Source organism: Dokdonella fugitiva (assembly GCF_014138265.1).
Taxonomy (GTDB): Bacteria; Pseudomonadota; Gammaproteobacteria; order Xanthomonadales; family Rhodanobacteraceae; genus Dokdonella_A; species Dokdonella_A fugitiva_A.
In genome coordinates this window covers 366381-389945 of the sequence record NZ_JACGXL010000003.1, presented here as the reverse complement: position 1 = coordinate 389945, position 23565 = coordinate 366381, and the positions used below count along the sequence as shown (strand labels likewise).

At 70.7% G+C, this 23565-nt stretch carries 20 protein-coding genes; 4 read left to right on the top strand and 16 right to left on the bottom strand.

The window, feature by feature from the left end; translation table 11 throughout:
- Nucleotides 1-33 precede the first annotated feature (33 nt).
- From FHW12_RS12190 to FHW12_RS12175, 4 genes are all read right to left on the bottom strand, one after another.
- The gene (locus FHW12_RS12190) at nt 34-882 is read right to left on the bottom strand and encodes a symmetrical bis(5'-nucleosyl)-tetraphosphatase (RefSeq protein WP_182531292.1); all 849 of its coding nucleotides are present in this window, start codon (nt 880-882) and stop codon (nt 34-36) included.
- A gap of 69 nt (nt 883-951) precedes the next feature.
- Nucleotides 952-1335, bottom strand: a complete 384-nt coding sequence (gene apaG / locus FHW12_RS12185) for a Co2+/Mg2+ efflux protein ApaG (RefSeq protein ID WP_182531291.1) — start codon at nt 1333-1335, stop codon at nt 952-954.
- Nucleotides 1332-2141 carry a 16S rRNA (adenine(1518)-N(6)/adenine(1519)-N(6))-dimethyltransferase RsmA gene (rsmA, locus tag FHW12_RS12180; protein ID WP_182531290.1) on the bottom strand — a complete coding sequence of 270 codons (810 nt, stop codon included), beginning with the start codon at nt 2139-2141 and terminating at the stop codon, nt 1332-1334. Before rsmA ends, apaG begins: the two co-directional genes overlap by 4 nt.
- Before the next feature lie 46 nt (nt 2142-2187).
- Nucleotides 2188-3180 (bottom strand): YeiH family protein, encoded by a 993-nt coding sequence (locus FHW12_RS12175; RefSeq protein WP_182531289.1) that lies wholly within the window; start codon nt 3178-3180, stop codon nt 2188-2190.
- A gap of 70 nt (nt 3181-3250) precedes the next feature.
- Between FHW12_RS12175 and FHW12_RS12170 the strand changes: the two genes are divergently transcribed.
- Entirely contained in the window at nt 3251-4144 is an 894-nt protein-coding gene (locus FHW12_RS12170) for a LysR substrate-binding domain-containing protein (RefSeq protein ID WP_182531288.1), read from the top strand.
- Between the two features lie 88 nt (nt 4145-4232).
- Here the strand turns inward: FHW12_RS12170 and pdxA are convergent, their stop codons facing one another.
- The 8 genes from pdxA to FHW12_RS12130 all read right to left on the bottom strand — a co-directional run bounded on the left by pdxA (nt 4233) and on the right by FHW12_RS12130 (nt 11982).
- Nucleotides 4233-5240, bottom strand: a complete 1008-nt coding sequence (gene pdxA / locus FHW12_RS12165) for a 4-hydroxythreonine-4-phosphate dehydrogenase PdxA (protein ID WP_182531287.1) — start codon at nt 5238-5240, stop codon at nt 4233-4235.
- 11 nt (nt 5241-5251) lie between these two features.
- On the bottom strand, nt 5252-6577 hold the full coding sequence (locus FHW12_RS12160) for a peptidylprolyl isomerase (RefSeq protein WP_182531286.1): 1326 nt from the start codon (nt 6575-6577) through the stop codon (nt 5252-5254).
- 115 nt (nt 6578-6692) lie between these two features.
- Nucleotides 6693-9041: an LPS-assembly protein LptD gene (locus FHW12_RS12155; RefSeq protein WP_182531285.1), complete on the bottom strand. Its 2349-nt coding sequence runs from the start codon at nt 9039-9041 to the stop codon at nt 6693-6695.
- Between the two features lie 88 nt (nt 9042-9129).
- Entirely contained in the window at nt 9130-10053 is a 924-nt protein-coding gene (locus FHW12_RS12150) for a histone deacetylase family protein (protein ID WP_182531284.1), read from the bottom strand.
- Nucleotides 10050-10535 carry a hypothetical protein gene (locus tag FHW12_RS12145; RefSeq protein WP_182531283.1) on the bottom strand — a complete coding sequence of 162 codons (486 nt, stop codon included), beginning with the start codon at nt 10533-10535 and terminating at the stop codon, nt 10050-10052. The genes FHW12_RS12150 and FHW12_RS12145 overlap by 4 nt, the downstream gene beginning before the upstream one ends.
- Nucleotides 10532-10723, bottom strand: coding sequence for a hypothetical protein (locus FHW12_RS12140; RefSeq protein ID WP_182531282.1), 192 nt, complete (start codon nt 10721-10723; stop codon nt 10532-10534). Before FHW12_RS12140 ends, FHW12_RS12145 begins: the two co-directional genes overlap by 4 nt.
- Nucleotides 10724-10744: 21 nt before the next feature.
- A complete protein-coding gene (locus FHW12_RS12135) occupies nt 10745-11302 on the bottom strand; it encodes a cob(I)yrinic acid a,c-diamide adenosyltransferase (RefSeq protein ID WP_182531281.1) in 558 nt (185 codons plus the stop codon).
- Between the two features lie 29 nt (nt 11303-11331).
- Entirely contained in the window at nt 11332-11982 is a 651-nt protein-coding gene (locus FHW12_RS12130; RefSeq protein WP_182531280.1) for a hypothetical protein, read from the bottom strand.
- Between the two features lie 103 nt (nt 11983-12085).
- Here FHW12_RS12130 and ubiH point away from each other — a divergent pair, with 103 nt between their 5' ends.
- From ubiH to FHW12_RS12115, 3 genes are all read left to right on the top strand, one after another.
- On the top strand, nt 12086-13297 hold the full coding sequence (gene ubiH / locus FHW12_RS12125; protein WP_310735218.1) for a 2-octaprenyl-6-methoxyphenyl hydroxylase: 1212 nt from the start codon (nt 12086-12088) through the stop codon (nt 13295-13297).
- Nucleotides 13294-14556, top strand: a complete 1263-nt coding sequence (locus FHW12_RS12120; protein ID WP_182531278.1) for a UbiH/UbiF/VisC/COQ6 family ubiquinone biosynthesis hydroxylase — start codon at nt 13294-13296, stop codon at nt 14554-14556. Before ubiH ends, FHW12_RS12120 begins: the two co-directional genes overlap by 4 nt.
- A gap of 252 nt (nt 14557-14808) precedes the next feature.
- Nucleotides 14809-17976, top strand: a complete 3168-nt coding sequence (locus FHW12_RS12115) for an Ig-like domain repeat protein (protein WP_182531277.1) — start codon at nt 14809-14811, stop codon at nt 17974-17976.
- 3 nt (nt 17977-17979) lie between these two features.
- Here the strand turns inward: FHW12_RS12115 and FHW12_RS12110 are convergent, their stop codons facing one another.
- The 4 genes from FHW12_RS12110 to FHW12_RS12095 are packed head-to-tail and all read right to left on the bottom strand — an operon-like array spanning nt 17980 to nt 23559.
- Nucleotides 17980-18333 carry a hypothetical protein gene (locus FHW12_RS12110; protein ID WP_182531276.1) on the bottom strand — a complete coding sequence of 118 codons (354 nt, stop codon included), beginning with the start codon at nt 18331-18333 and terminating at the stop codon, nt 17980-17982.
- Between the two features lie 32 nt (nt 18334-18365).
- Nucleotides 18366-19061 carry a class I SAM-dependent methyltransferase gene (locus FHW12_RS12105; protein WP_182531275.1) on the bottom strand — a complete coding sequence of 232 codons (696 nt, stop codon included), beginning with the start codon at nt 19059-19061 and terminating at the stop codon, nt 18366-18368.
- Nucleotides 19058-19744: a hypothetical protein gene (locus tag FHW12_RS12100; protein WP_182531274.1), complete on the bottom strand. Its 687-nt coding sequence runs from the start codon at nt 19742-19744 to the stop codon at nt 19058-19060. Before FHW12_RS12100 ends, FHW12_RS12105 begins: the two co-directional genes overlap by 4 nt.
- 2 nt (nt 19745-19746) lie before the next feature.
- The gene (locus FHW12_RS12095; RefSeq protein ID WP_182531273.1) at nt 19747-23559 is read right to left on the bottom strand and encodes a translocation/assembly module TamB domain-containing protein; all 3813 of its coding nucleotides are present in this window, start codon (nt 23557-23559) and stop codon (nt 19747-19749) included.
- Nucleotides 23560-23565: the final 6 nt, after the last annotated feature.

Sequence of the window (23565 nt, the reverse complement as noted above, 5' to 3'; positions counted from 1 at the left end):
TCCAATCCCGTGAACGAGGGGAGGCGGACGGCGTCAGTCCATCTCCTTGCCCGGCGCCGGCTTGCGGTCCGACTTGATCGTGACGTACTCGGGTTCCTCGGTGTCGAGGCGCATCGCGGTGAGCCAGCCGCCCCAGACGCAGCCGGTGTCGATCGCGTGCACGCCCAGGCCGGCGAAGCGGCCGAGCGTCGACCAGTGGCCGCAGACGATGCGCACGTCGCGTTTCATCTGGCCCGGCACTTCGTACCACGGGTACAGGCCCGGGCGTTGCGTGCCGGGAGCGCCCTTGTCGCCGAAGCCGATGCGGCCGCGCACGTCGCAGTAGCGCATGCGCGTGAACACGTTGATGCCGGCGCGCCAGCGGTCGATGCCGCGCAGCTTCGGCGTCCACAGGTCCGGCTTGTTGCCGAACAGTTGCTTCAACAGGCGCCGATAGCCTTCGCTGCGCAGCTTGTCCTCGATCTCCTGCGCCATTTCTTCCGCCTGCGCGATCGTCCAGCGCGGGAACAGGCCCGCGTGCACGAGTGCGAAGTCGAGCGCGCGGTCGACGTGCAGCAGCTTCTGCCGGCGCAGCCAGCCGAGCAGTTCCTCGCGATCGGGCGCGAACAGGATCTCGCGCAGCTCGGGATTGACGCGCTGCTGGTCCTCGCGCTTGCGTTCGGCGATCGCGAGCAGCGACAGGTCGTGGTTGCCGAGCGCGACGATCGCGCGATCGCCGAACGCCTTCACCGCGCGCAGCACCGCGAGCGACTGTCCGCCGCGATTGACGAGGTCGCCGCAGAACCACAACGTGTCGCGCGCCGGATCGAAGCGCAGCTTGTCGATCAGGCGAGTCAGTTCGTCGTGGCAACCCTGGATGTCGCCGATGGCCCAGACGGCCATGTCAGCACGCCGGCTCGGCGGGGCGCTGCACGCGCGCGGGCGGGTTCTTGCGGAGTTCGGCGTCCATGGTCAGTGCAGCGTCCTGGGGATCGAGAGCACGAACGCGGGGATCATCGCATCGAAATGCGTGCCGTCGTCGGCCACCATCTGGTAGCTGCCGCGCATCGTGCCGAGGGAGGTCTCGAGCACGGCGCCCGAGGTGTATTCGTAGTCGTCGCCGGGGCGCACCCACGGCTGTTCGCCGACGACGCCGTCGCCGCGCACCTCGTGCACCTTGCCGTTGCCGTCGGTGATGATCCAGTGCCGCGACAGCAGGCGCGCGCCGACCGTGCCCTCGTTGACGATGGTGATCGTGTAGGCGAACGCGTAGCGGTTGTCCGCCGGCGCCGACTGGTCGTCGAGGAAGCGCGTATTGACGGAAATCGTGATGTCGTAAGGCTTCTTGCCGGTCATGGGTGCCGATTGTCCGGGAGGCCGGCCACTCGGGCAAGTTCGACGAAGGCCGTCGGAGGCAGCTGTTCGGCGCGTGCGCGCGGGTCGACCCCGGCGAGGTCGATCCGTTCCGGCGTGAGCAGGCCGTGCAGCGCGTTGGACAGCGTCTTGCGGCGCTGGCCGAACGCGGCCTTCACGACGCGTTCGATCATCGTGGGGTCCGCGTCGGGGCGCTCGGCCGGCGCACGCGGGCGCAGCCGCACGACGGCCGAATCGACTTTCGGCGGTGGGCGGAACGCGGCCGGCGGCACCTCGATCAGCGGCTCGACCCGGCACGCGAGCTGCAGCATCACGGACAGGCGTCCGTACACCTTGCTGCCCGGCGCGGCGGCCATGCGGTCGACGACTTCCTTCTGCAGCATGAAGTGCATGTCGCGGATCGCGTCGATCTGCTCGATGCAGTGGAACAGGATCGGCGAGGAGATGTTGTAGGGCAGGTTGCCGACCACGCGCAGCGGCGCGTCGCCGGCGAGCCGGCGCAGGTCGACCGAGAGCACGTCGGCATTGACGATCTCGAGCTCGCCGACGCCGTTCGCGGCCGCGCGCAGGCGCGGGATGAGGTCGCGGTCGAGTTCGATCACCGTGAGGCGACCGAGCGCGCGCAGCAGCGGCAGGGTCAGCGCGCCGTCGCCGGGCCCGATCTCGACGACGCGGTCGCCGCCTTTCGGCGCGATCGCCTGCACGATGCGCGCGAGCACGCCGGCGTCGTGCAGGAAATGCTGGCCGAAGCGCTTCTTGTGGAGGTGCGGGGCGTGGGTCTCGTGCATGTGCGTATCGTAGCCGAGCGCACTCGCTCCCAGCAGGGCGAGCGCGTCAGCCGACCAGCCAGCGCGTGAGCCAGTAGCCGCCGATCGCGAGCCAGCCGAACAGCAGCAGCGCGAGCAGCAGCGGTTTCGGGCCGAGCGCGCGCACGCGCGCGAAGCGCGTCTCCAGGCCGAGCGCAGCCATCGCGGTCGCGAGCAGCAGCGTGTCGAGATCGAGCAGGCGCGCGCGCAGCGTCGGCGGCAGCGCGACGAGCGAGTTGAACGCGCACGCGCCGACGAACGCGAGCGCGAACCACGGCACGCTGATCGCGCCGCGCTCGCCGCCGCGGCGCGCCTGCCAGCCACCGAGCAGGAACAGGAACGGCACGAGCAGCAGCACGCGCGTGAGCTTGACGATCACCGCGGTGTCGGTCGCCTGCGGTCCGATCGCGTTGCCGACCGCGACCACCTGCGCGACTTCGTGTACGGTCGCGCCCGCGTAGACGCCGAATTCGAGCGGCGCGAGCCCGAGGTGCGGGTAGAGTTGCGGGTAGAGGAAGATGTTGAGCGTGCCGAACAGCACGACGCTCGCGATCGCGATCGCGACCTTGCCCGGCTCGGCGCGCAGCACGCGCTCGGTCGCGAGCACCGCGGCGGCGCCGCAGATCGCGCTGCCGCAGGCAGTCAGCAGCGCGGTGTCGCGATCGAGGCCGAGCCAGCGTCGGCCGATCCACAGTCCGAGCGCGAGCGTGCTGCCGACGACCGCGAGATCGAGCGCGAGCGCGCCGGGGCCGATCGCCGTGATCTGCTGGAAGCTGATGCGCAACCCGTACAGCACGACGCCGGTGCGCAACAGGCTGCGTTGCGCGAACGCGATCCCCGGTGCGAACGTCGCCGGCAGGCGATCGCCGACCACGTTGCCGAGCAGCATGCCGAGCACGATCGCCAGCGTGAGCGCGGACAGCTGCATGCGTGCGAGCGCGGGCAGTGCCGCGAGGGTGACGCCGGCGAGGCCGAGCAGCAGGGCGACGGCGAGGCCGGGGAACAGGCAGGGGAGGCGCATGCCGGCATTCTGGGCAGCCACCTTGGATAATGAAAATCGATAATATCGATACGCATTATAATTAATCCTGATGATAGCGATCAGTCCGCGCCAACTCGAGGTGTTCGCTGCGATCGTCGACGCCGGCAGCGTGCGCGCCGCGGCGGGCCAGCTCGGCCTGAGCCAGCCCGCGGCGAGCATGGCGCTGGCCGAACTCGAGCGCCTGCTCGGCACGCCGCTGTTCGATCGCGGCCGCCAGCGCCTGCGCCTGAACGAGCGCGGTCGCGCGCTGCTGCCGCGCGCGCGGGAAATCGTCGAACGCCTGCGCGAACTCGGCACGCTCGCCGGCGACGCGCCGGCCGGCACGCTCGCGGTCGGCGCGAGCAACACGGTCGGCAACTACCTCGTCGGCGACCTGCTCGGCGAATTCATCGCGGCGCAGCCGCAGGTGAAGGTGCGCCTGCGCGTCGCCAACAGCGCCCAGGTGCTCGCCGGCGTGCTCGACTTCAGGCTCGACGTCGGCTGCATCGAAGGACCGCTCGAACACGCCGAGGTCGAACGCATCGACTGGCGCCGCGACGAACTCAAGGTGTGCGTGCGCGCCGACGATCCGCTCGCACGCCGGCGCCGCCTGCGCGCGGACGACCTGCGCGGCCGGCGCTGGATCCTGCGCGAGACCGGCTCGGCGACGCGTTCGCTGTTCGAGGAGGCCGGCCGCGGGGCGCTCGGTCCGCTCGACGTCGCGCTCGAGCTCGGCCAGAGCGAAGCGATCAAGCAAGCGGTCATCGCCGGACTCGGCATCGCCTGCCTGCCCGCGGTCGCGATCGGCGACGCGATCGCGAACGGCCGCCTCGTCGCACTGCACACGCCGTTCCTCGCGCTCGAACGCCGCCTCGCGCTGCTCGTCCACCGCACGCGCTGGCGTGGCGCTACGTTGCGTGCGTTCCTGGGTTCGCTCGGGAAGCGCCGCGAGAGCAAAGATTGAACACGAAGGACACGAAGGAAGGAAAAAGCAACTGGAGATTTGAACACGGAGTACTCCGTGTTCCCCCAATTCTGCTTTCCTTCGGTTTTCAGTCTTTTCGCTCTTCCTTCGCGAGCGACAGCGCCAGGTGAGTCGCGGCGAACAGGCTGCCCGGATCGGCGCGGTCGGCGCCGGCGAGGTCGAGCGCGGTGCCGTGGTCGACCGAAGTGCGCAGGTAGGGCAGGCCGAGCGTGACGTTGACGGCGTGGCCGAAGCCGGCGTGCTTGAGCACGGGCAGGCCCTGGTCGTGGTACATCGCGAGCACCGCGTCGTAGCGTTGCAGCTGGATCGGCACGAAGGCGGTGTCGGCGGGAATCGGGCCTTGCACGTCGAAGCCGGCCGCGCGCAGCTGGCCGATCGCCGGCGCGATCACCTCGATCTCCTCGCGGCCGAGGTGGCCGCCTTCGCCCGCGTGCGGGTTGAGGCCGAGCACGGCGACGCGTGGCGCGGCGATGCGGAAGCGCGCGATGAGGTCGTCGCAGAGGATGCGCAGGGTCTGCACGAGGCCGGCGCGCGTGATCGCCGCGGGTACCGCCGCGAGCGGCAGGTGCGTCGTCGCGAGCGCTACGCGCAGGTCGCCGCCGTTGCGCGCGTCGCCGGGCGCGGTGAGCATCATGACGACGTCGCGGCGCGCGCGCGCGGCGAAGAATTCCGTGTGGCCCGTGAACGGGATGCCGGCGTCGTTGACGACGCCCTTGTGCACGGGTGCGGTCACGATCGCGGCGAACTCGCCGCTCGCGGCGCCGTCGGCGGCGCGCGCGAGTGTCGCGAGCACGTACGGCGCGTTGCGCGGATCGAGGCGGCCCGGCGTCGCCGGTGCCGACAGCGCGGTCGCGATCACGCGCAGCTCGCCGCGCGTGCGCGCGGCGATCGCCGTGCCGTCGTACGCGCGCAGGGACAGCTCGATGCCAGCCGCGCGCGCGCTGCGCGCGAGCAGGTCGGGATCGGCGATCGCGACGAGGTCGGCCGCGAGGTCGCTCGCGGCGAGTTTCGCGACGAGTTCGGGACCGATACCGGCGGGTTCGCCGGCGGTCAGCGCGAGGCGCGGCAGGCTCATGCCGCGCGCGTTCAGCCGCCCGTCGTGCCCGTCGCGGCGTCGCCGCCGGGCAGGCGGATTTCGATGAACGCCTCGCTGCGCAGCTGGCGCAGGAAGCTCGCGTACTCGTCCTCGGCCTTGCGTCCGAACAGCATGTTCTTCGCTTCGTCGCGCTGCATCTCGCCGGCCTTGTCGGTCTGGCGCACGTCGACGAGCTTGAGGATGTGCCAGCCCGCGTTGGTCTGGAACGGCTGCGAGATGTCGCCAGGCTTCATGTCCTTGACCGCGTTGGCGATGCTCGTGCCGTAGGCGTCGCCGGCGAACCAGCCGAGGTCGCCGCCGAGGCCGGCGGTCTGCTCGTCGTTCGAGCTCGCCTTGGCGACCTTGGCGAAGTCCTCGCCGCCGACGACGCGGCTGCGGATCTCGTTGATCTTCTTCTCGGCCTGCTCGTTGGTGACGAGTTCGCTCGTCTTCACGAGGATGTGGCTCGCCTCGTATTCGGTGACCATGTGCGTGGCGGTATCGCGCTTGCCGATGAGCTTGATGATGTGGAAGCCGTTCGCGCCGCGGATCGGCGTCGACACTTCGCCTTCCTGCATCTTGTCGGCCGCGTCGACCATCGCCGGCGGCAGCTCGTTCGCGCTGCGCCAGCCGAGGTCGCCGCCCTGCAGCGCATTCTCCGCGTTCGAGTAGCGGATCGCCGCCGCGGCGAAGTCCATGCCGCCGTCGATCTGCTTCTTGACGTCGTCGGCCTTCGCGCGCGCCTCGTCGACCTGTTCGGGCGTCGCGCCGTCGGGCACGTTGATCATGATGTAGCCGACGTGCATCTGGCCCGGATGCAGGTTGCCGTTCTTGATCAGGCTGTCGACCTCGGCGTCGCTGACCTGCACGCGGCTCTGCGCGACGCGCTGGCGCAGCTGCTGCACGATGAGCTGCTCGCGCACGTTGTCGCGGAAGCCGTCGTAGCTCATGCCCTGGCGCTCGATCGCACCGCGCAGCTGGCTCACATCCATGTGGTTCTGCTGCGCGATCGTGCCGAGTGCCTGGTCGATCTGCGCGTCGGCCACCTTCACGCCGGTCGAATCGGCGCGCGCGACCTGCAGCTTCTGCATGATGAGGCGGTCGAGCAGCTGGCGTTCGAGCACGTCGTGCGGCGGCAGCTGCTGCGGGTTCTTCGCGAACTGCTGGGTCACCGCGGCGACCTGGCGGTCGAGTTCGCTCTGCAGCACGACGTCCTCGTCGACGACCGCGACGATGCGGTCGATCGGTTGGCTCGGGACCGCTTGCGCGAATGCGGGCGTGGCGACCGGGGTCAGCAGGGCGAAGGCGAGGGCGAGGCCGGTCAGGGTTCGGTTCATGGGAGTTCCGGATAAGGCGCTGGCGGCGCCGCGAAAGCGAGGGATGTCGGATCGACCCCGGCGCTGCCGATTGGTTCCGGGAGCGTCGTGGGCGGTGCCGGCTTGCGCCGGCAAGTCATTGATAACCTAGGATACCACGGCGCAGGAAGGAGTCCGTCTGCTGGCCGATCGAGCCGACGCCCTTGAACTCGAGCTCGAAGTAGATCGCGTTGTCGGCCTCGCCGTTCACGCTGCGGATCCAGTGCCGGGCGATCACGCGCCAGGCGACGCAGCAGGTGTCGTGCTCGATGCCGATGAAGCGTTCCAGCGTGCGGCCGTCGCGGCCGTGCGGATCGGTCGCGCTCGCGAGCGGGTCGTTCAGCGCGTAGTTCTCGCGCGCGATCAGGCGCCAGCTCGGCGTCAGCGGGATCGCGGTCGACACGTCGACCTGCTCGAGGAAATCGCGCCGGTAGCGGTACGAGAAGTTGACGACGCCGCCGTCGCCGAAACGGTTCTGCAGCGAGAACGTCGACAGGTCGGTCTGGTGCGTGTTCGGGTTCCATTGCTGGTCGAGCACGATGCGCCAGCGATCGTTGAGGTGCAGGTCGATCTCGCCGGCGTAGGTCGAGCCGCCGAAATCGGTCGGATGCGCGCCCGGCAGCTGAACGCGCTGGTCGTCGAAATAGCGGATCTCGCCGATGCTCGCCGACAGGCGCTCGACGCCGGTCGCGTTCTCGAGGAAGCGCGTCGTCAGCGCGAGCGAGAGGTTGTTCGCGTCCATCTGGCGGTCGGCGCCGACGAAGCGGTTGCTGCGGAAAAGTTGGCTGAAGCTGAACGGGACTTCCTGCGTGTCGAAGACCGGCAGGTCGTCCTGGTCGCGGTACGGCACGCGCAGGTAGTACGCGCGCGGTTCGAACGTCTGCGTGTACGCCTCGTCGGCGATGGTCAGCGAGCGCTCGAACACGAGGCCGCTGTCGACGCTGAAGATCGGCACGCCGCGGCTCGGATGGCGGTCCTGCAGCAGTGGGTTGCCGCTCTGGTCGAGGTGGTCGAGGCTGTAGCTCGTGTAGCGGTAGCCGAGTTCGGGGCGCACGAACCACGCGGCGCTCTCGATCGGCAGGTCCAGGTGCGGATAGAGGTCGACGCGGCGGCCGTCGAGCGCGTGGTCCTTCGAGAACGCGACCGCTTCGGCGTCGATGCCGCCTTCGAGCAGGCCGGCGAGCGGGTGCTGGCCGCTGAACGTCATGCGCGGCAGGCGCCGGTACGGCTCGTACTGCGACGGCAGGGTCGGGTCGGTGATCTGGTATTGGTCGCCGCCGATCGACGCGTTCCACCACGAGCCGTGGCCGTTCACGTAGGCGCTCGACGGCAGGAAGCCGACCGCCGAGCTGTACAGGCCGCGGCCGAAATCCTCGAAGTAGCGGTCGTCGGAGACGCGGTTGAGGTTGACGTTCGCGCCCCAGTTCGTGCCGAAGCTCGTCGCGTCCTTCCACTGGTACCACCAGCGGCTGTCCGGCACCTTGTCGCCGACTTCGAGCGACTCCTCGCCGGCGCGGTTGTCGTGCGCGAGGTATTCCGCGTTGAACGTGCCGCTGCTGCTGTCGGTGAGGTAGCGGAACTCGCCGCCGAGCATGAGCCCGCGCTCGGTCATGATGCGCGGCGACAGCGTCGCGTCGTAGTTCGGCGCGATGTTGAAGTAGTACGGCAACGTGAGGTCGAAGCCGCGCCGCTCGCCGTAGCCGATCGTCGGATAGAGGAAGCCGCTGACGCGGCGGTCGTCGAGCGGGAAGCGCAGGTACGGCAACCAGAACACCGGCACGTTGTGCACGCGGAAGGTGACGTCGTGCGCGCGGCCGATGCCCTCGGCGCGGTCGAGGTCGAGTTCGCGCGCGGCGAACGCCCATTGCTGGTCGTGCAGGTTGCAGGTGGAGTAGGTCGCGCGCGTGAGGCGCGCGTGGTCGACGTCGTCGACGATCGCCACCTCGGCGATGCCGTTGCCACGCGACTGCAGCAGCTGATAGCGCACGCCGTCGAGCGTGCACTGGTCGAGGTCGGTGTTGCCCTTCGCGTTCTCGGCCGAGAGCAGCAGGCCGCGATCCTGGTAGGTGACCGGGCCGGTCGCGGTGAAATCGGTCGTCTCGGCGTCGTAGGTGATCTTTTCGGCGTGCAGGAACAGGTCGAGCTGGCGGATCTCCGCCTTGCCCTCGAGCACGTAGTGGTTTTGGTCGCTGCTGCTGACCTTGAGCGCGCTCGCGTCGCGCGGTGCGGCGCGGCGGTCGCCCGTCGTCGGCAGGCCGGCGACGTAGAAGTCGAGCAGGTCATTCTTGCCGCACATGCCCCAGTCGACCGGCTTCTTCGGGCACTTGAGCGTCCCGGCCGGACACGACGGCGCATCGTCCGCGTGCGCGGGCGAGAACGCGAGAGCGAGCAGGATCGCGAGCGCGAGATGGCGCCGGCCGGCGGCGACGGGGAGGCTGGGCAGCACGGGAATCCGTTCGTGGCGGAGCAGAACCGCTAGCTTGCCCAAACTGCCGTCCGGCGGCAAACCGGATGCTGCCGGGCGTGGAGCGGCCTCATTCCATGAGCGCGGCGACGTGTGCGGCGCTGCAGGCGCGCAGCGCATCGAGGTCGTAGCCGCCTTCGAGGCTCGAGACGACCCGGCCACCCGCATGGCGCCCCGCCAGTTCGACCAGGCGGCGCGTGATCCAGGCGTAGTCGTCGGTTTCGAGCTCGAGGCTCGCGAGCGGATCCTGCCGGTGCGCGTCGAAGCCGGCCGAGACGATCACGAGCTGCGGCGCGAACGCGTCGACCGCGGGCAGCACGGTGCGGATGCAGGCGTCGCGGAACTCGATGCTGCCCGCGCCCGGGCGCAGCGGCGCGTTGACGATATTGCCGACGCCGTGTTCGTCCCGTGCGCCGGTGCCCGGGTAGAGCGGCCATTGGTGCGTCGAGGCGTACAGCACGCGCGCGTCGCCGCAGAAGATGTCCTGCGTGCCGTTGCCGTGGTGCACGTCGAAATCGACGATCGCGACGCGCTCGAGCCGATGCGCGGCGATCGCGTGCGCGGCGGCGACCGCGACGTTGTTGAACAGGCAGAAACCCATCGCGCCCGCGGGCGTCGCGTGGTGCCCGGGCGGGCGCACCGCGCAGAACGCGCGCCGCACGTCGCCGGCGACGACCGCGTCGACCGCCGCGCAGGCGGCACCGGCGGCGCGCAGCGCCGCTTCGGCCGACGCGGGCGACATCAGCGTGTCGGGATCGAGCTGCAGCCAGCCGCTGCGCGGCGCGTTCGCGAGCAGGTCGTCGATGTGCTGTTCGCGATGCACGCGTGCGAGCTGCGCGCGCGTCGCGCGCGGCGCCTCGATGCGCGCGAGCGTGGCGAAGCGTTCGTCGTCGAGTGCATCGAGCACGCTGGCGAGGCGCGACGGCGATTCGGGATGGCCGGGACCGGGATCGTGCGCGAGGCAGCTCGCGTGGGTGTAGAGGGCGACGTTCATGCGGACGCCTCGGGTAGTCCGGCGAGCGCGGCGCACGCGGCCCCCTCGTCGAGTCGCCGGCCGGCCGCGAGCGTCGCCGCGTCGACCCAGTCCGGGAACGGGACCTCCTCGACGCGATGCCGACCGTCGTCGCCGTGCACGTCGCGCAGGCGCGCGAGCCGCTCGCGCGGGAACCGTCCGGCGAGCCGCACGAGCGAAGGCCACAACCGCGCGTGGACGAAGCTGACCTTGCCGTCGACGCGGCGGCAGACGAGCACGTCGCGTGCTTCGCGCACCGCGCGCGTCGCCGCGAAGATGCGCTTGCCGTGTGCATGCGCCCACCAGTTGCCGGCGAGCATTTCGCCTGCGACCGCGTCGGCGAGCGACGGGACCGCGCCGCGCCGCGCCGCCTCGAGCACGATGCCGTGGCGTTCGACGAATGCGAGCGCCTGCGCTGGCGTGATCGCGTCGGACCCGACGCTGCGGCTGCGCGGTGCGCTCATCGGCGCAGGCTGGCGAAGCCGGCCACGCACAGCGATGCGGTGATCGCGAGCGCGAGCCACGACGCCGCAGGCGGAATCGCGAACGGACCGAGCTGCGCCGCCCAGCCTTCGAACAGGCGCACCGCATGCACGAGGGCGACGAGGCCGAACACGCTCGCGCTGGCGACGACGTAGCTGCGCGTGTGCATGGCGGCCTCCGTGGGCAGCGTCTATCCGCGCTTGCGCCGTTCGTGCTGCCACAGCACTTCGCCGTGGCCGGATGCACGCGCGAGCACGCGCGCGATCACGAACAGCAGGTCGGACAGCCGGTTGAGGTAGCGCACCGCTTCGCCGCGCACGGCGTCGTGGCGCGCGAGCGTGACGACTTCGCGCTCGGCGCGGCGGCAGATCGTGCGGGCGAGGTGGCAATGCGCAGCAGCGAGGCCGCCGCCGGGCAGGATGAAATCCTTCAGCGGCGGCAGGTCTTCGTTGAATGCGTCGAGCACCTGCTCGAGACGCTCGATGTCGTCGGCGTGCACCATCGCCATGCCCGGGATGCACAGCTCGCCGCCGAGGTCGAACAGGTCGTGCTGCGCCTGGGTCAGCACCTCGCGCACGCGCTCGGGGATCTCGCAGGCGAGCACGATGCCGACCGCGCTGTTGAGCTCGTCGACGGTGCCGTACGCGGTGACGCGCGCCGAATCCTTGGCCGTGCGCGAGCCGTCGCCGAGCCCGGTGGTGCCGTCGTCGCCGGTGCGCGTGTAGATCTTCGAAAGGCGGTTGCCCACGGTTCCGGCCGTTGCGTCGCGTGCGCGGCTCAGCGGTGCGACTGCGGCGAACGCTGCGCGGCGCCGCCGAGCGCATGCACCGCGAGCGTGGTCGCGACGTGCAGCACCGCGCCGATGCCGACGTAGATCAGCGTCGTCTGCATGAACGGCAGGTACCAGTCGCCGAGGTTGGTGATCCAGCCGCCGAAGCTGCGCGCGGGCACGTTCGGGCTGATCCAGTAGAAGCTGCCGTTCGAGATCAGGTAGCACAGGCTCGCGGCGAGCATGACGCTGGCGACGAGCAGCGCGCCCTCGCGCAGGTGCAGGCCGCGGTAGCGTGCGCGCAGCCAGGCACCGCCGAACCACAGCGCGGCGTAGCTCGGCACGAGGAACCAGTACGCGGGCGAGACGCAGTAGTGGCTCCAGAAATCGATGCCCTGCTCGCTGATGACCGCGTAGTCGATTGCGACGGCGAGCGCCATCAGCAGCGGGAACGCCCAGCGGAACGAACCGCCCGCGAGCGTGACCGGCTCCTCCGGCTTGCCCTGCGACAGGTAGAAGCCGGCGAGGAAGAACACTGCCCACGAGGCATCCGGCAGTGCGTCGAAATGATGGCTGCGCGTGGCGACCATGACGAGGCCGAGCAGCAGGAACAGGCCGAGGCGCAGGTCTTTGGCGAGGGGGGAGGAACTGGCGGTCATGGGTTTCTCGGGCCCTGGGAAGCAGGCCGTGGAGTTTAGCCGAACGCGTGCGGCCGCGTCGGGGCGCGTTCCGGGCCGGCGCATGCACCGGTATGATCGCGGGGTGAACAGCGACCTCGATGTCCTCATCGTCGGCGGCGGCCTCGTCGGCGCCAGCCTCGCCATCGCGCTCGACGGCGCCGGCCTCGTCGTCGCGCTCGCCGAAGCCGTGCCGCCGCGCGTCGAGCTGCAGCCGAGCTACGACGAGCGCAACCTCGCGCTCGCCCAGGCGAGCGTGAACGCGCTGCGCGCGCTCGGCGTGTTCGAACCCGGCACGCCGCTCACGCCGATCCGGCGCATCCACGTGAGTCGTCGCGGCGACTTCGGCGCGGTGCGCCTCGACGCGGCCGAACTCGGGATGCGCGACTTCGGCGCGGTGCTGCCCGCACGCGAACTCGGCAACGCGTTGCTGCGCCGGCTCGACGGCTGCCGCGCGCTGCTGCGCATCGCGCCGGCGCAGGCGATCGCGCTCGCGACGCGGCACGACGCAGTCGACGCGACCTTGCGCGATGGCGACGCGACGCGCCACGTGCGCGCGCGCCTCGTCGTCGGCGCCGACGGCAGCGAGTCGTTCGTGCGCCGTGCGCTCGGCATCGGCGTGCAGCGCCACGACTACGCGCAGGCGGCGTTCGTGACGACGCTGACGACCGAGAAGGCGCTCGACGGGCTCGCCTACGAGCGTTTCACCGATTCGGGTCCGGTCGCGCTGCTGCCGCTCGGCGAACGCCGCGCCGGCCTCGTGCTGAGCGTGCCGGCCGGCGACGCGGCGCGCGTCGCCGCACTCGATGACGATGCGTTCCTCGCGTTCGTGCATGAACGCTTCGGCTGGCGCGCGGGGCGTTTCTCGCGCCCGGGCCGGCGCAAGCCGTACCCGCTCGCGCGCGCGCTCGCCGAGCGCACGACCGCCGCGCGCAGCGTGCTCGTCGGCAACGCGGCGCAGACCGTCCACCCGCTCGGCGCGCAGGGCTTCAACCTCGGCCTGCGCGACGCACTCACGCTCGCCGAACTGCTGCGCGACGCGGCGTCGCGCGGCAGCGATCCGGGCGATGCCGCACTGCTCGATCGCCACGTCGAGCGTCGCGCGGCCGATCGCGAAGCGACCACCGCGTTCAGCGACGACCTCGTGCGCCTGATGGGCCACGACCTGCTGCCGCTGCGCGTGCTGCGCTCGCTCGGCTTCCATGCGCTCGAACGCAGCTCCGCGCTCAAGCGCCGCTTCGCGCTGCGCGGCATGGGGTTCCGCGGCGACGCGTCGATGCTCGGGTTGCGGCCGTGAGCCGGCGCGGCGAGTTCGACGTCATCGTCGTCGGCGCGGGCGCGGTCGGCGGCGCGCTCGCGCTCGCCCTCGCGCGCGACGGCTTCGAGGTCGCGCTGGTCGAGGCGCGCGAACCGAAACCGTGGCGCGCCGAGGACGAGGTCGACCTGCGCGTCGTCGCGCTCGCGCCGGATGCGCGCGCGCTGCTCGACGACCTCGGTGCCTGGGCGGCGATCGCGGCGGCGCGCATCGGCCCGTACCGGCACATGCACGTGTGGGACGCGCTCGCGCCGGGCGAGCTGCATTTCGACGCGGCCGAGCAGGGCGAGGCCGCGCTCGGCTGGATCGTCGAGAACAAGCTCGTCCAGTCCATGTTGTGGCGGGCGCTGCACGAAGACCGCCTTTGTGGGAGCGGCGGAAGCCGCGATGCTCCTGCCGCGAACCCCGCAAGAAGCATCGCGGCTTCCGCCGCTCCCACGGGGGTGCGGATGCACTGTCCCGGCGAAGTCGCCGACATCGAGGACAGCGACAGCGGCGTGACCGCGACACTCGCCGACGGCACGCGCCTGCGCGCGCGCGTGCTCGTCGCCGCCGAAGGCGCCGAGTCGTCCGTGCGCACGCGCCTCGGCGTTCCGTTCGAAGGGCGCGACTACGCGCAGCGCGCGGTCGTCGCGCACGTCGCGACCGAACGTCCGCACGCAGGCACCGCGTGGCAGCGCTTCCAGCCGGGCGGTCCGCTCGCGTTCCTGCCGCTCGCCGACGGTCGCTGTTCGATCGTCTGGTCGCTGCCCGACGCGGAAGCCGCGCGCGTGCTCGCGCTCGACGACGACGCGTTCCGTGCCGAACTCGGCTGTGCGTTCGATTTCCGCCTCGGCGCGATCACCGCCACCACACCGCGCGCCGCGTTCCCGCTGCGCCTGCGTCTCGCCGAACGCTACGTCGAAGGACGCGGCGTGCTCGCCGGCGACGCCGCGCACGTCGTGCATCCGCTCGCGGGCCAGGGCATGAACCTCGGCCTGCGCGACGTCGCCTGCCTGCGCCGCGTGCTGCGCGCCGCGCGCGAACGCGGCAGCGACCTCGGCGCCGAACACGTGCTGCGCCGCTACGAGCGCGAGCGCCGCAGCGACAACACGCTTGCCGCGCGCGGGTTCGACGCGATCGAGCGCGTATACGGTTCCGCGAGCGAGCCGGTCGCCGCGTTGCGCGGCGCGGCGCTCTCCTTGGTGAGCGGCGTCGGTGCGTTGCGGCATGTCCTCGCCGCGCGCGCGGCGGGACGCTGAATGGACCGCTGTCTTTCGTGCCGTGCGGACCCTTTGGATGAGTCGCCGCATTGAACGCACGCCTGCCCGGACCGAACGATCGACATCCCGCCAAGAGGGCGCGAATCAGTGGCTTGAAGCGGTCCCCCATGCCGCAGTGTGGGACGATGCGGCGCGGATGAGCCGTGTTTCGCGCTTCACAGGGGCCATATGAGTCAGTCCTGCTTCGACAGGGGCAGGGGCGTTCCCCTCCTCGTTCGCATCGTTGCGTGCATGCTCTTCCTGTCGGCGGAGCCGGCATGGTCGGACGGCTTCGTGAGCGCCGGTGCCTTGCACTTCGGTCGATACGAGCACACGGCGACCCGGTTGCTGTCCGGCAAGGTATTGGTCGTCGGCGGAATCGGCAATCGGAACCCGATCACCCTCAAGAATTGCGAAGTCTACGATCCTGCAATCAACGACTGGATCGACGTGGCTTCCATGCCCCTCTCCAGGTATGGGCATACCGCGACGCTGCTTCCCTCGGGAAAGGTGCTGATCGCCGGCGGGTTCAGGGACGGTTTCATACAGACAAGTACCGTGATCTACGATCCGCTCGCGAACAGCTGGTCGTCCGGTCCGGACCTCGCGAGCAGGGAAGGGCTGTACTCTGCGACGTTGCTGTCGACCGGCAAAGTCCTTTTGGTCGGCTACTACAACGTGGCGCACTACCAGATCTACGATCCCGGCACGAACACCGTGTCGGCCCCCGTGCAGCTGCCGAGCAACACCGGAGTCGATCGCGCCATCGCATTCGGTTCCGGCAAGGTTCTCTCGATCGGGTCCAGCACGGCTTCGACGTACGAACCGGTATCCAATACCTGGGCATCGATCGATCCACGGCCGCTGCCGATGGACACCTCCGCGCTGGCCCTGTTGTCGAACGGCGATGTCATGTTCGTCGGCGGCGGCGATGGCAATGGCCATGCGGTGTCCCGTGTCGACGTTCTTCACGCGCCCGACAATACCTGGTCGCAAGGCGCCTCGCTTGCCGCGGGCAGAGGTCATGCGACGGCAACCACGTTGCCATCCGGAAGGGTACTCGCCGTGGGCGGCTACAGTGAGGATGAAACGTGGCTGCGCCGGGACAGCGCCGAAATGTACGACCCGACGCTCGCCCGCTGGATGCCGGCGGGAAGGCTGGCGACGGCAAGAGGAGAACACACTGCAACGCTCCTGGAGTCCGGCAAGGTGCTCATCGTCGGCGGCAACGGTGTCGGCCAGTACATTTCCGCGACGGAACTCTTCGATCCGTCCACGGTGGTGACGATACTCTCCGTGACGCCGGCGTCGACGGTCGTCGGCGCCGACTACGAGGTGAGATTGCGCGTGACGGCTGCTTCGGGCAGCCCGACCGGCGTTGTTTCGGTCGCCGACGACCAGGGGCAGCAGTGCGGCCCGGTCGCGGTCGTCGCTGGTGCCGCTTCGTGCACGCTGCGCTCGCTGCACGCGGGACTGCGCACGCTCACCGCGCGCTACGAGGCCGACACGTTTGCATTCGATTCCAATGCGGCGACGACGACGCACCAGGTTGGTCCGGCGGAGACGAGCCTCACCGCATTCCAGTCGCCCGATGCCTCGGTGTGGGGAGAAGATGTCGTCTACACCGCACAGCTTGCCGCTGTCGCGCCGGCGTCGATCGAACCGGAAGGCCTGGTCACGTTCGATGACGGCATGCAGTCCTGCAGCGCGCCGGTTGTGCATGGCATCGCAAGCTGCGGCTTCGTGCCCGCGACCGTCGGCAGCCGCGTCGTTTCAGTCGCCTATGCGGGCAGCGCGGACGCCAGCGCGAGCGCAACGTCGATCACGGCGATGGTCGGCAAGGCGGATACCGTCGTGGCGATGGACGCGTTGCCTTCGGTCGTGGTGGGACAGCGGGTGTCGCTCGACTCCCGAGTGTCGGTCGCAGCGCCGGGCGCGGGAACGCCGCAGGGAACCGTGGCGATGGGCAATGGCACCCTCGGTTGTTCCGCGCTCGTCGACGAAACCGGGCATGCGCACTGCGAATTGACCTTGCCGGCAGCCGCTTCATACGTTCTGCGCGCGGACTTTCCCGGCGACGCCCATTACCTGCCGGGCAGTTCCCCTGATGTCGTGCTGCAGGTCGACGCGGCGTCGACGAACATCGCGATCGACGCAGCCGCGCCGGCGGAGTCGGTGGTCGGGCAGGCGGTGGTCTTCTCGTTCAGCGCAGCGACCACGGCGCCGAGCGCCAGTGTTCCGGAAGGGGATGTTCTCGTAAGCGCCGGCAGCGACTCCTGCATTGCCCCCGTGGATGCGCAGGGCCATGGCAGCTGCGCCATCGCGTTCATGGCTGACGGGCGCCACGACGTGGTCGCTCGCTTCGTCGGTAACTCCTCCTACGCGCCGAGCGCGTCAGTGCCGCTCGCCTTCATTGTGCAGCCGGCGGTGACCGTGACGTCGATAGCGGACCACGCGCCCGATCCTTCGGCGCCGGCCGAGCCTGTCGACGTCCGTGCACTGCTCAGCGTGTCGAGCCCGGGTTCCGGCATGCCGACGGGATCGATCACGGTCGGGGATGGCGTTGATGCCTGTGTGATTCCCCAGGGCGCGACGAGTTGTTCGCTGGTGCTGTCCACACGCGGCGAACGCACGCTCACCGCGACCTACCCGGGTGACGGCAACTATGCGGCGAGCAGCGCGCAGGTCGTCCATCACGTGAACCGGCTGCCCGTCGTGACCGTGCCGGTGTACCGCGCGGCCGCGGGCGTGACGCTGCACGTCGATGCCGCACACGGCCTGCTGTCCGCAGCCAGCGATCCGGACGGCGACAGCCTGAGCGTCACCAATATCGGTGAAAACGAGACGGCGGGTGTGAGCGGCACCGCGACCGTGCTCGCCGACGGCAGCTTCACGTTCATCCCGCTCGGCAGCGCGACCGGCATCGCGACGTTCACGCTGCACGTCACGGACGGACGCGAGTTCGCCGATGCGAACGTCGCGATCGAGGTCGCGCCTGCGGTCGATCTTGCCGTCTCGCTCGACGACGGCACCGATTTCGTCGCGGGTGGCGGGCTCGTCGACTACACGCTCACCGTGCGCAACGACGGCGTCAGCGATGCGCTCGGCGCACGCGTGTCCGATCCGCTTCCGCCGGGCCTGTTCGATGCGCAATGGAGTTGCGTCGCCGACGCGGGGGCGACCTGCACGGCCAGCGGCAGCGGCGGCATCGACGACGTCGTCGGCATTCCCGCGGGTGGCCGGGTCGTCTACGTGCTGCAGGCGAGCGTGCCCGCGTTGCCCGAGCAGCCGCTGTCGAACACGGCGACGGCAGCCGCGCCCGTCGGTGCGATCGACGTGAACGCGACCAACGACAGCGCGACCGACCTGGACGCGGTCGGCATCTTCGCCGACGGTGTCGACCGCGCGGCCGTGCGCTGAGGATCAGAGCATCGCGAACGTGATGACCGCGCAGGCGACCGTCATGAGCAGCAGGCCGACGAGGAAGATCGCGTCGGCCGCCTGCTCGATGCGGTGCATGCGACGCGCACTGCGCGCGCGCAGCGCCCAGTAGGACAGCACGCAGGACACCATGAACAGGGTCGCGTCGCCGGCGAGCAGCTCGTCGGCGATCGTACCGACCTTGGTCGTCGTCACGACGATGCGGATGAGGCCGATCACCGTGAGGCAGACGCCGACGAGCGCGGCCGACGCGGTGAAGATGTGGATGCACAGGTCCGCCTCGAGCGCGCGGTCCGCGGCGGGCGACGACGGGCGTGGCGGGAAGACGGCCGACATGCGCGCTGTGACCTGCACGCTGCACGCCGAGTTCAGCGCGCTTCGCGCAATTGTTGTAAAGATGCGCGCAGCAGTAGCGACAGAGGTCGGCCTGAGGCGGGGTCGGGCGGCTCGTGCAGGTCGTCGACGACGAAGCCGGCTGCGTGGAGCGCGTCGAACCAGCCGGACAGCGTGTGGAAATACCACGGCATCGGTTCGTCGAAGCCGTCGAGGCCGGTGAAATGCTCGACGCGCCAGCCGTCGGCGTACGGTGCGTCGACGATGAGCGGATGCAACGTCTGCACGAACAGCTGGCCGCGTGGCTGCAGGCACGCGTGCGCGGCGCGCAGCGGCGTGTGCAGGTCGGCGTCGAGCAGCGCGAAGTTGCAGGCGACCGCATCGAACGCGCCGAACGCGTCGGGGTCGGCAGCGAGGTCGGCGTAACTGGCGCATTCGAAGCGTGCGCCACCGAGCCCGCGCGCGGCTTCGACCAGCGTCGCGCTCGCGTCGAGGCCGACGACGTCGAGGCCCTGCGCCGCGAGCGCGCGTGCGAGCCAGCCCTCGCCGCAGCCGAGATCGAGCACGCGGCGCGCGCCGCCGGCGAGGACGGCGTCGACGATCGCGGCATCGGTGCCTGTGCGGCGGCTCGCGATGCGTCGCTCACGCACCGCGCGCGTCCACGCGTGCGCGTTCGCCTGCCAGCTCCGCTGCAGGCGCGCGACCGCGTCGTCGTCGGACGATGCGGTCATTGCGCCGAGACGTCGCTGCCGCGCGCGAACGCGTCGCCGAGCGAATGCGCGTGCGGCCGGTAGTGCTGCACGGCGAACGCGAACGCGACGAGGACGATCGCCGTGACGAGGAACGGGCCGATCGTGTGGCGCAGCGCGGTGTCGAGCCAGTGGCGCGTCTCCAGTCCGCGCAGGCGCCGGTACAAGGTCGCCGACAGCGCGCCGTCGACGAGCAGTTCAGCGAACAGCGTCGGCGCGGAGACGACGATCCACAGCGCCGCAAAGGCGATCGCGATCACCGCGACCACGAGCAGCACCAGCGGCAGCGCCTCGTCGACGGCTCCGATGCCGTCGAACAGGCCGGCATCGTGTCCCTGCGCGGACGATGCGCCGGCATCGGCGCGTCCGCTGCCCGAGCCGCCCGAGTACGGCCGCGCCGGATCGCCGGGCACGTCGGGGCCGGGATCGACGTGTTCGACGAACAGGCGCACGAGCAACAGGAAGATCGCGTAGGCGATGCACAGCGCGAGCAGGTAGCGCAGCGGCATCGAGACGAGACCCGCGCGCAGCAGCAGCCACGAGGCGAGCAGGCCGCTGCCGCCGGTGAGCAGCACGAGCAGCAGCATGCGCATGCGCGGGAAACCGAAGCGCAGCAGGCGCTCGCGGATGCGCGCGACCTCGTCCTCGCGCCGCAGCCGGCGCACGCTCAGCGCTCCCAGCGGTAGTTGATGCCGGCGCGGTTGCCGCTCGTCGCGTTCTGCGCCTCGAAGTTCCAGCGCTTGCTGAAGATGTACTTGAGGCTGACGACTTCGCCCGGCGTGAACAGCCCGACGCCGTAGCTGAGATAGAGCTTGGGCGAGAGGTACTTGCCGACGGTGAACGCGGCGCCGCCGACCGCGGCGTTGTCGGATACGCCGGCCTCGACGCCCATGCGCGCGCCGATGCCCTTCGCGAGCAGGTCGCCGGTCGCGCTGCCGAGCGCGCGCGCGGCGGTGCCGAGCATGTCGCCTTCGCCGCTCTTGAGTCCGGACAGCGGCTTGCCGGTGATGAGGTAGGACAGCGCTTCGGACTGTTCCATCGCCGGCTGCGAGTACACCGTGAGCACGGGTACCTGCGCGGTGCCGCGCACCTGCAGGCCGGCGATGATCGTGTCGTCACTCTGCCCGCCGGAGGCGCCGAGGATCGTGCGCGCGGCGCGGATATCGAGGCCCGGGTTGTCGAGCGATGTGCCCGCGAACAGCAGGCGGCCGCTCTCGATCTTCAGGTCCTGGCCGTAGGCGCGATAGGTGCCTTCGACATTCATCGTGCCGGTGCCGGTCGCGAGCTTCCCCGGGCGCTGGTCGATGCGCAGCTGGCCGTGGATGCGGCCGTCGAGGCCGAGGCCGGCGAGCTTGACGTCGTCGCCGAGGCGGATCTCGACGCCGACGACGACCGGCAGCGGCTTGCCCGGCGCGGATTGCTCGGCGTCGACGACGACGACGTCGGGCGAGGTCTTCGCGGTGCCGCCGCCGGGCAGCTTGGCGAGATCGACGTCGGTCTTCGGTATCGTCACGCTGCCGCCGACGCTGAGGTTCTCGCTCGTGCGTTCGATCACGAGGTCGGGCGAGATCACCACCTTCGCGGCGGGAATGTCCGCGGCGAGGAAGTCCGCGCCCTTGATCGTCGCATGCAGCGGCGCGTTCGCGCCGATGCCGCCGGTGCCGGACAGGGTTAGCGTGCCGTCGCCGGACTTCAGCGTGCCGTCGAGCGCGAAGTGGTCGGCGTCGGTCGCGCGCGCCGCGATGTCGCCGTCGTGCAGCTTGAGCCCGGCCGACGGCAGTTCCGCGGCGAGTTCCTTCAGGGTGAGTGCGCCGTTGATCTGCGGCGCCGCGGTCGTGCCCGCGAACGTGTAGTTCGCCGCGAGCTTGCCCTTCGCGTTCGCGACTTCGGGCGTCAGCAGCTCGACGAACGCGAGGCTGTTGAGCGCGAGGTCGAGATGGCCGCCGAGCGCCTGTGCCGACCCTGCCGGTCCGCCCAGCGTGACGTCGCCGTCGAGGCGGCCATCGTGGTCGAGCGATGCGCGCAACGTCGCGTGCGTCGACTGCGGCGACAGCGTCGCCTCGAGCGCGAGCCCGGTGTAGGCGAGCAGCGGCTGGTTCGCGTTGTCGGGGTAGGCGATGCTGCCGCGCTCCGATGCGAGTGCCGCGTTGCCGTCGAGCGCCCCTGCGGCGCTGCGGCGCACGTCGCCGTGGCCGCCGATGATGCCTTCGACGCGCACCGGCGCATCGGGCGAGGCGAGCTTCACCGCGAGCGCGAGCGGCAGCTGCTCGATGCGGTAGCGCGCGGCGAAGGCGCCGTCGGCGCCGCCGCTGCCGCCGACGCACAGGCGTGGACCGCCGCCCGCGAGACAGGTCTCGCCGGCGTTGAACTGCTTGCCGTCCCAAGCCATCGCCGCCGGTTGCTCGAGCGCGAGCGGCGGCGCGTCCTTGACCGCGACGTCGAGCGTCTTCAGCGTACCGTTCCAGCGGCCCTGGTCGTTCGCGCTGCCGGACAGCGCGAGACGCAGGCCGAGCGGCGTGCCGCGTGCATCGAGCGTCAGCTGGTGCGCGTCGCGATTGCCGCTGCCGTCGATGTCGACGTCGTCGAACGCGAGGGCGCCGCTCGCGACGCGGTTCGCCTTGATCGACAGCGTGCCCTGCGGCGGATCGAGGCTCGCGATGTCGGCGGCGACGTCGAGCGCTTCGATCGTGCTGCCGCCCGAAGCGATCTTCGCGCCGTGCGCGCGGCCGTTCACGGCGAGCTTGGGCCAGCGCCCCTGCACGCGGAAATCGCCGTCGAGGTGTCCGCCCGCATCGGGCAGCCAGTCGCCGAGCGAGGCGATCGCGAGCGTGATCGTCGCGTCGGTCTGGTCGCCGCCGCGCCCGACGATCGCGACGCGGCTGTTGCCGGAGGCGAGTTCGAGCGTGCCGTCGACGACGTAGCCGGGCTTGATCGCGAGATCGGCGTGGCCCGACAGCGCGCGCTTGCGCAGCGTGCCGCCGAGGCGGTCGAGCTTGATCGTCGCGTCGGGGCCGTGATCGGTGAGCGTGCCGCGCGTGGCGAGATCGAAATCGAGCGCGCCCGCCCATGCAGCCGCGAACGCGCCGGGGTCGAGCTTGCTCGCCTTCGCGTCGAGCTGCCAGCCGATCGCGGGCTTCAGCGTGACCGTGCCGTGTGCGTCGAGGCCGCCCTTCGGCTGCTGCAACGCGAGCTGCTTCAAGGTGATCGCTTCGGGCGTGCCGTCGAGATCGAGCACGAGGTCGGCGAGCTGGCCCGGTGGGCCGATCGACAGGTTGCCGGCGGCGTGGAAGCGTTCGGCACTGCCGCTCGCGTCGATGCGACCGTGCGTCGCGAGCGCCTGGCCGGCGAGATCGGCCGGGACGACGACGTCGTTCCAGTGCAACGCGAGCGTCGCCGCGACCGGCTTCGCGTCGAGCTGCACGTCACCGCTCGCGTCCAGCGTGCCGGCGGCTTCCGGACTGCGCACGGTGAGCGCCTCGATCTTCAGGTGCTGGCCGTCGAGTGCGTAGCGCAGCGGTTCGATGCGCACGCGATGGTCGTTCGCGGCGACCTCGCCGTCGACCGTGCCGCCGTGCAGGTCGCCGCGGCCCTGCAGCGAGAGTTCGAGCGCGGTGAGCGTCGAATCCTTCAGCACGCGCTTCGGATCGAAGCGCGGCACCGCGACCTTCGCGGTCCACGGCCACTCCTTCGTCTGCGTGAGTTGCGCGTCGATCGTCGCGGCGGTCGGTTCGCTGAGCGCGACGGCGAGGTGGGCGACCTTGCCGTCGCCGTTCGCCTTCAACGTACCCGCGTACGACGCGTCGGCGACCTTCCAGCGGAAGTCGAGCGCGCCGTCGCCGGGGTAGCCGGGCAATGCGGAGACGGTGCCGTGCAGGTCGAGCCGGCCGTCGGGCGAGCGCAGCGCGATCGAATCCAGCTTGACGCCGGCGCGCGTCCAGCGGCCGACGATGTCGAGTGTGTCGATCGCGAGCAGCGGCGCGCCGTCGCTGGTGATCTTCGCGTGCGCGAGCACGAGGCGGTCGAGCACGATGTCGAGCGGTGCCGCGAGCGAGAACTCGCCCACCGGCTTCTCCGGCTGCGGCGGCTGCGGCACGCTCGTCAGCGCGACCTCGAGGCCGTCGAGTTCGAGTCGCGTCAGGTGCAGGCGCGAGGCGAGCAGTTCGAGCGGCGCGAACGCGATCGTCGATCGCTGTGCGTGCACGTCGAGGCCCGCCGCGGGATCGCGGTAGCGCAGGTCCTCGATCGTCGCGGGTCCCGCGAGGCTGCCGCTCGAACGCGCGATCGTGAGCTTGCCGTCGGTCGCGCCGATCGCGCGCGCGAGCACGAACTGCAGGCCCGACTCGGTGCGCAGCAGCCAGAACGACAGCACGCCGACGAGCACGAGCAGCACCGCGAGCGCGATGCCGATGCGCGCGAGCAGGCGCCGCCAGGAGAAGCCGCGCACGCGGCCGGATCCCTTGTATTCCCTTCTCGCGGGCATGGGCGA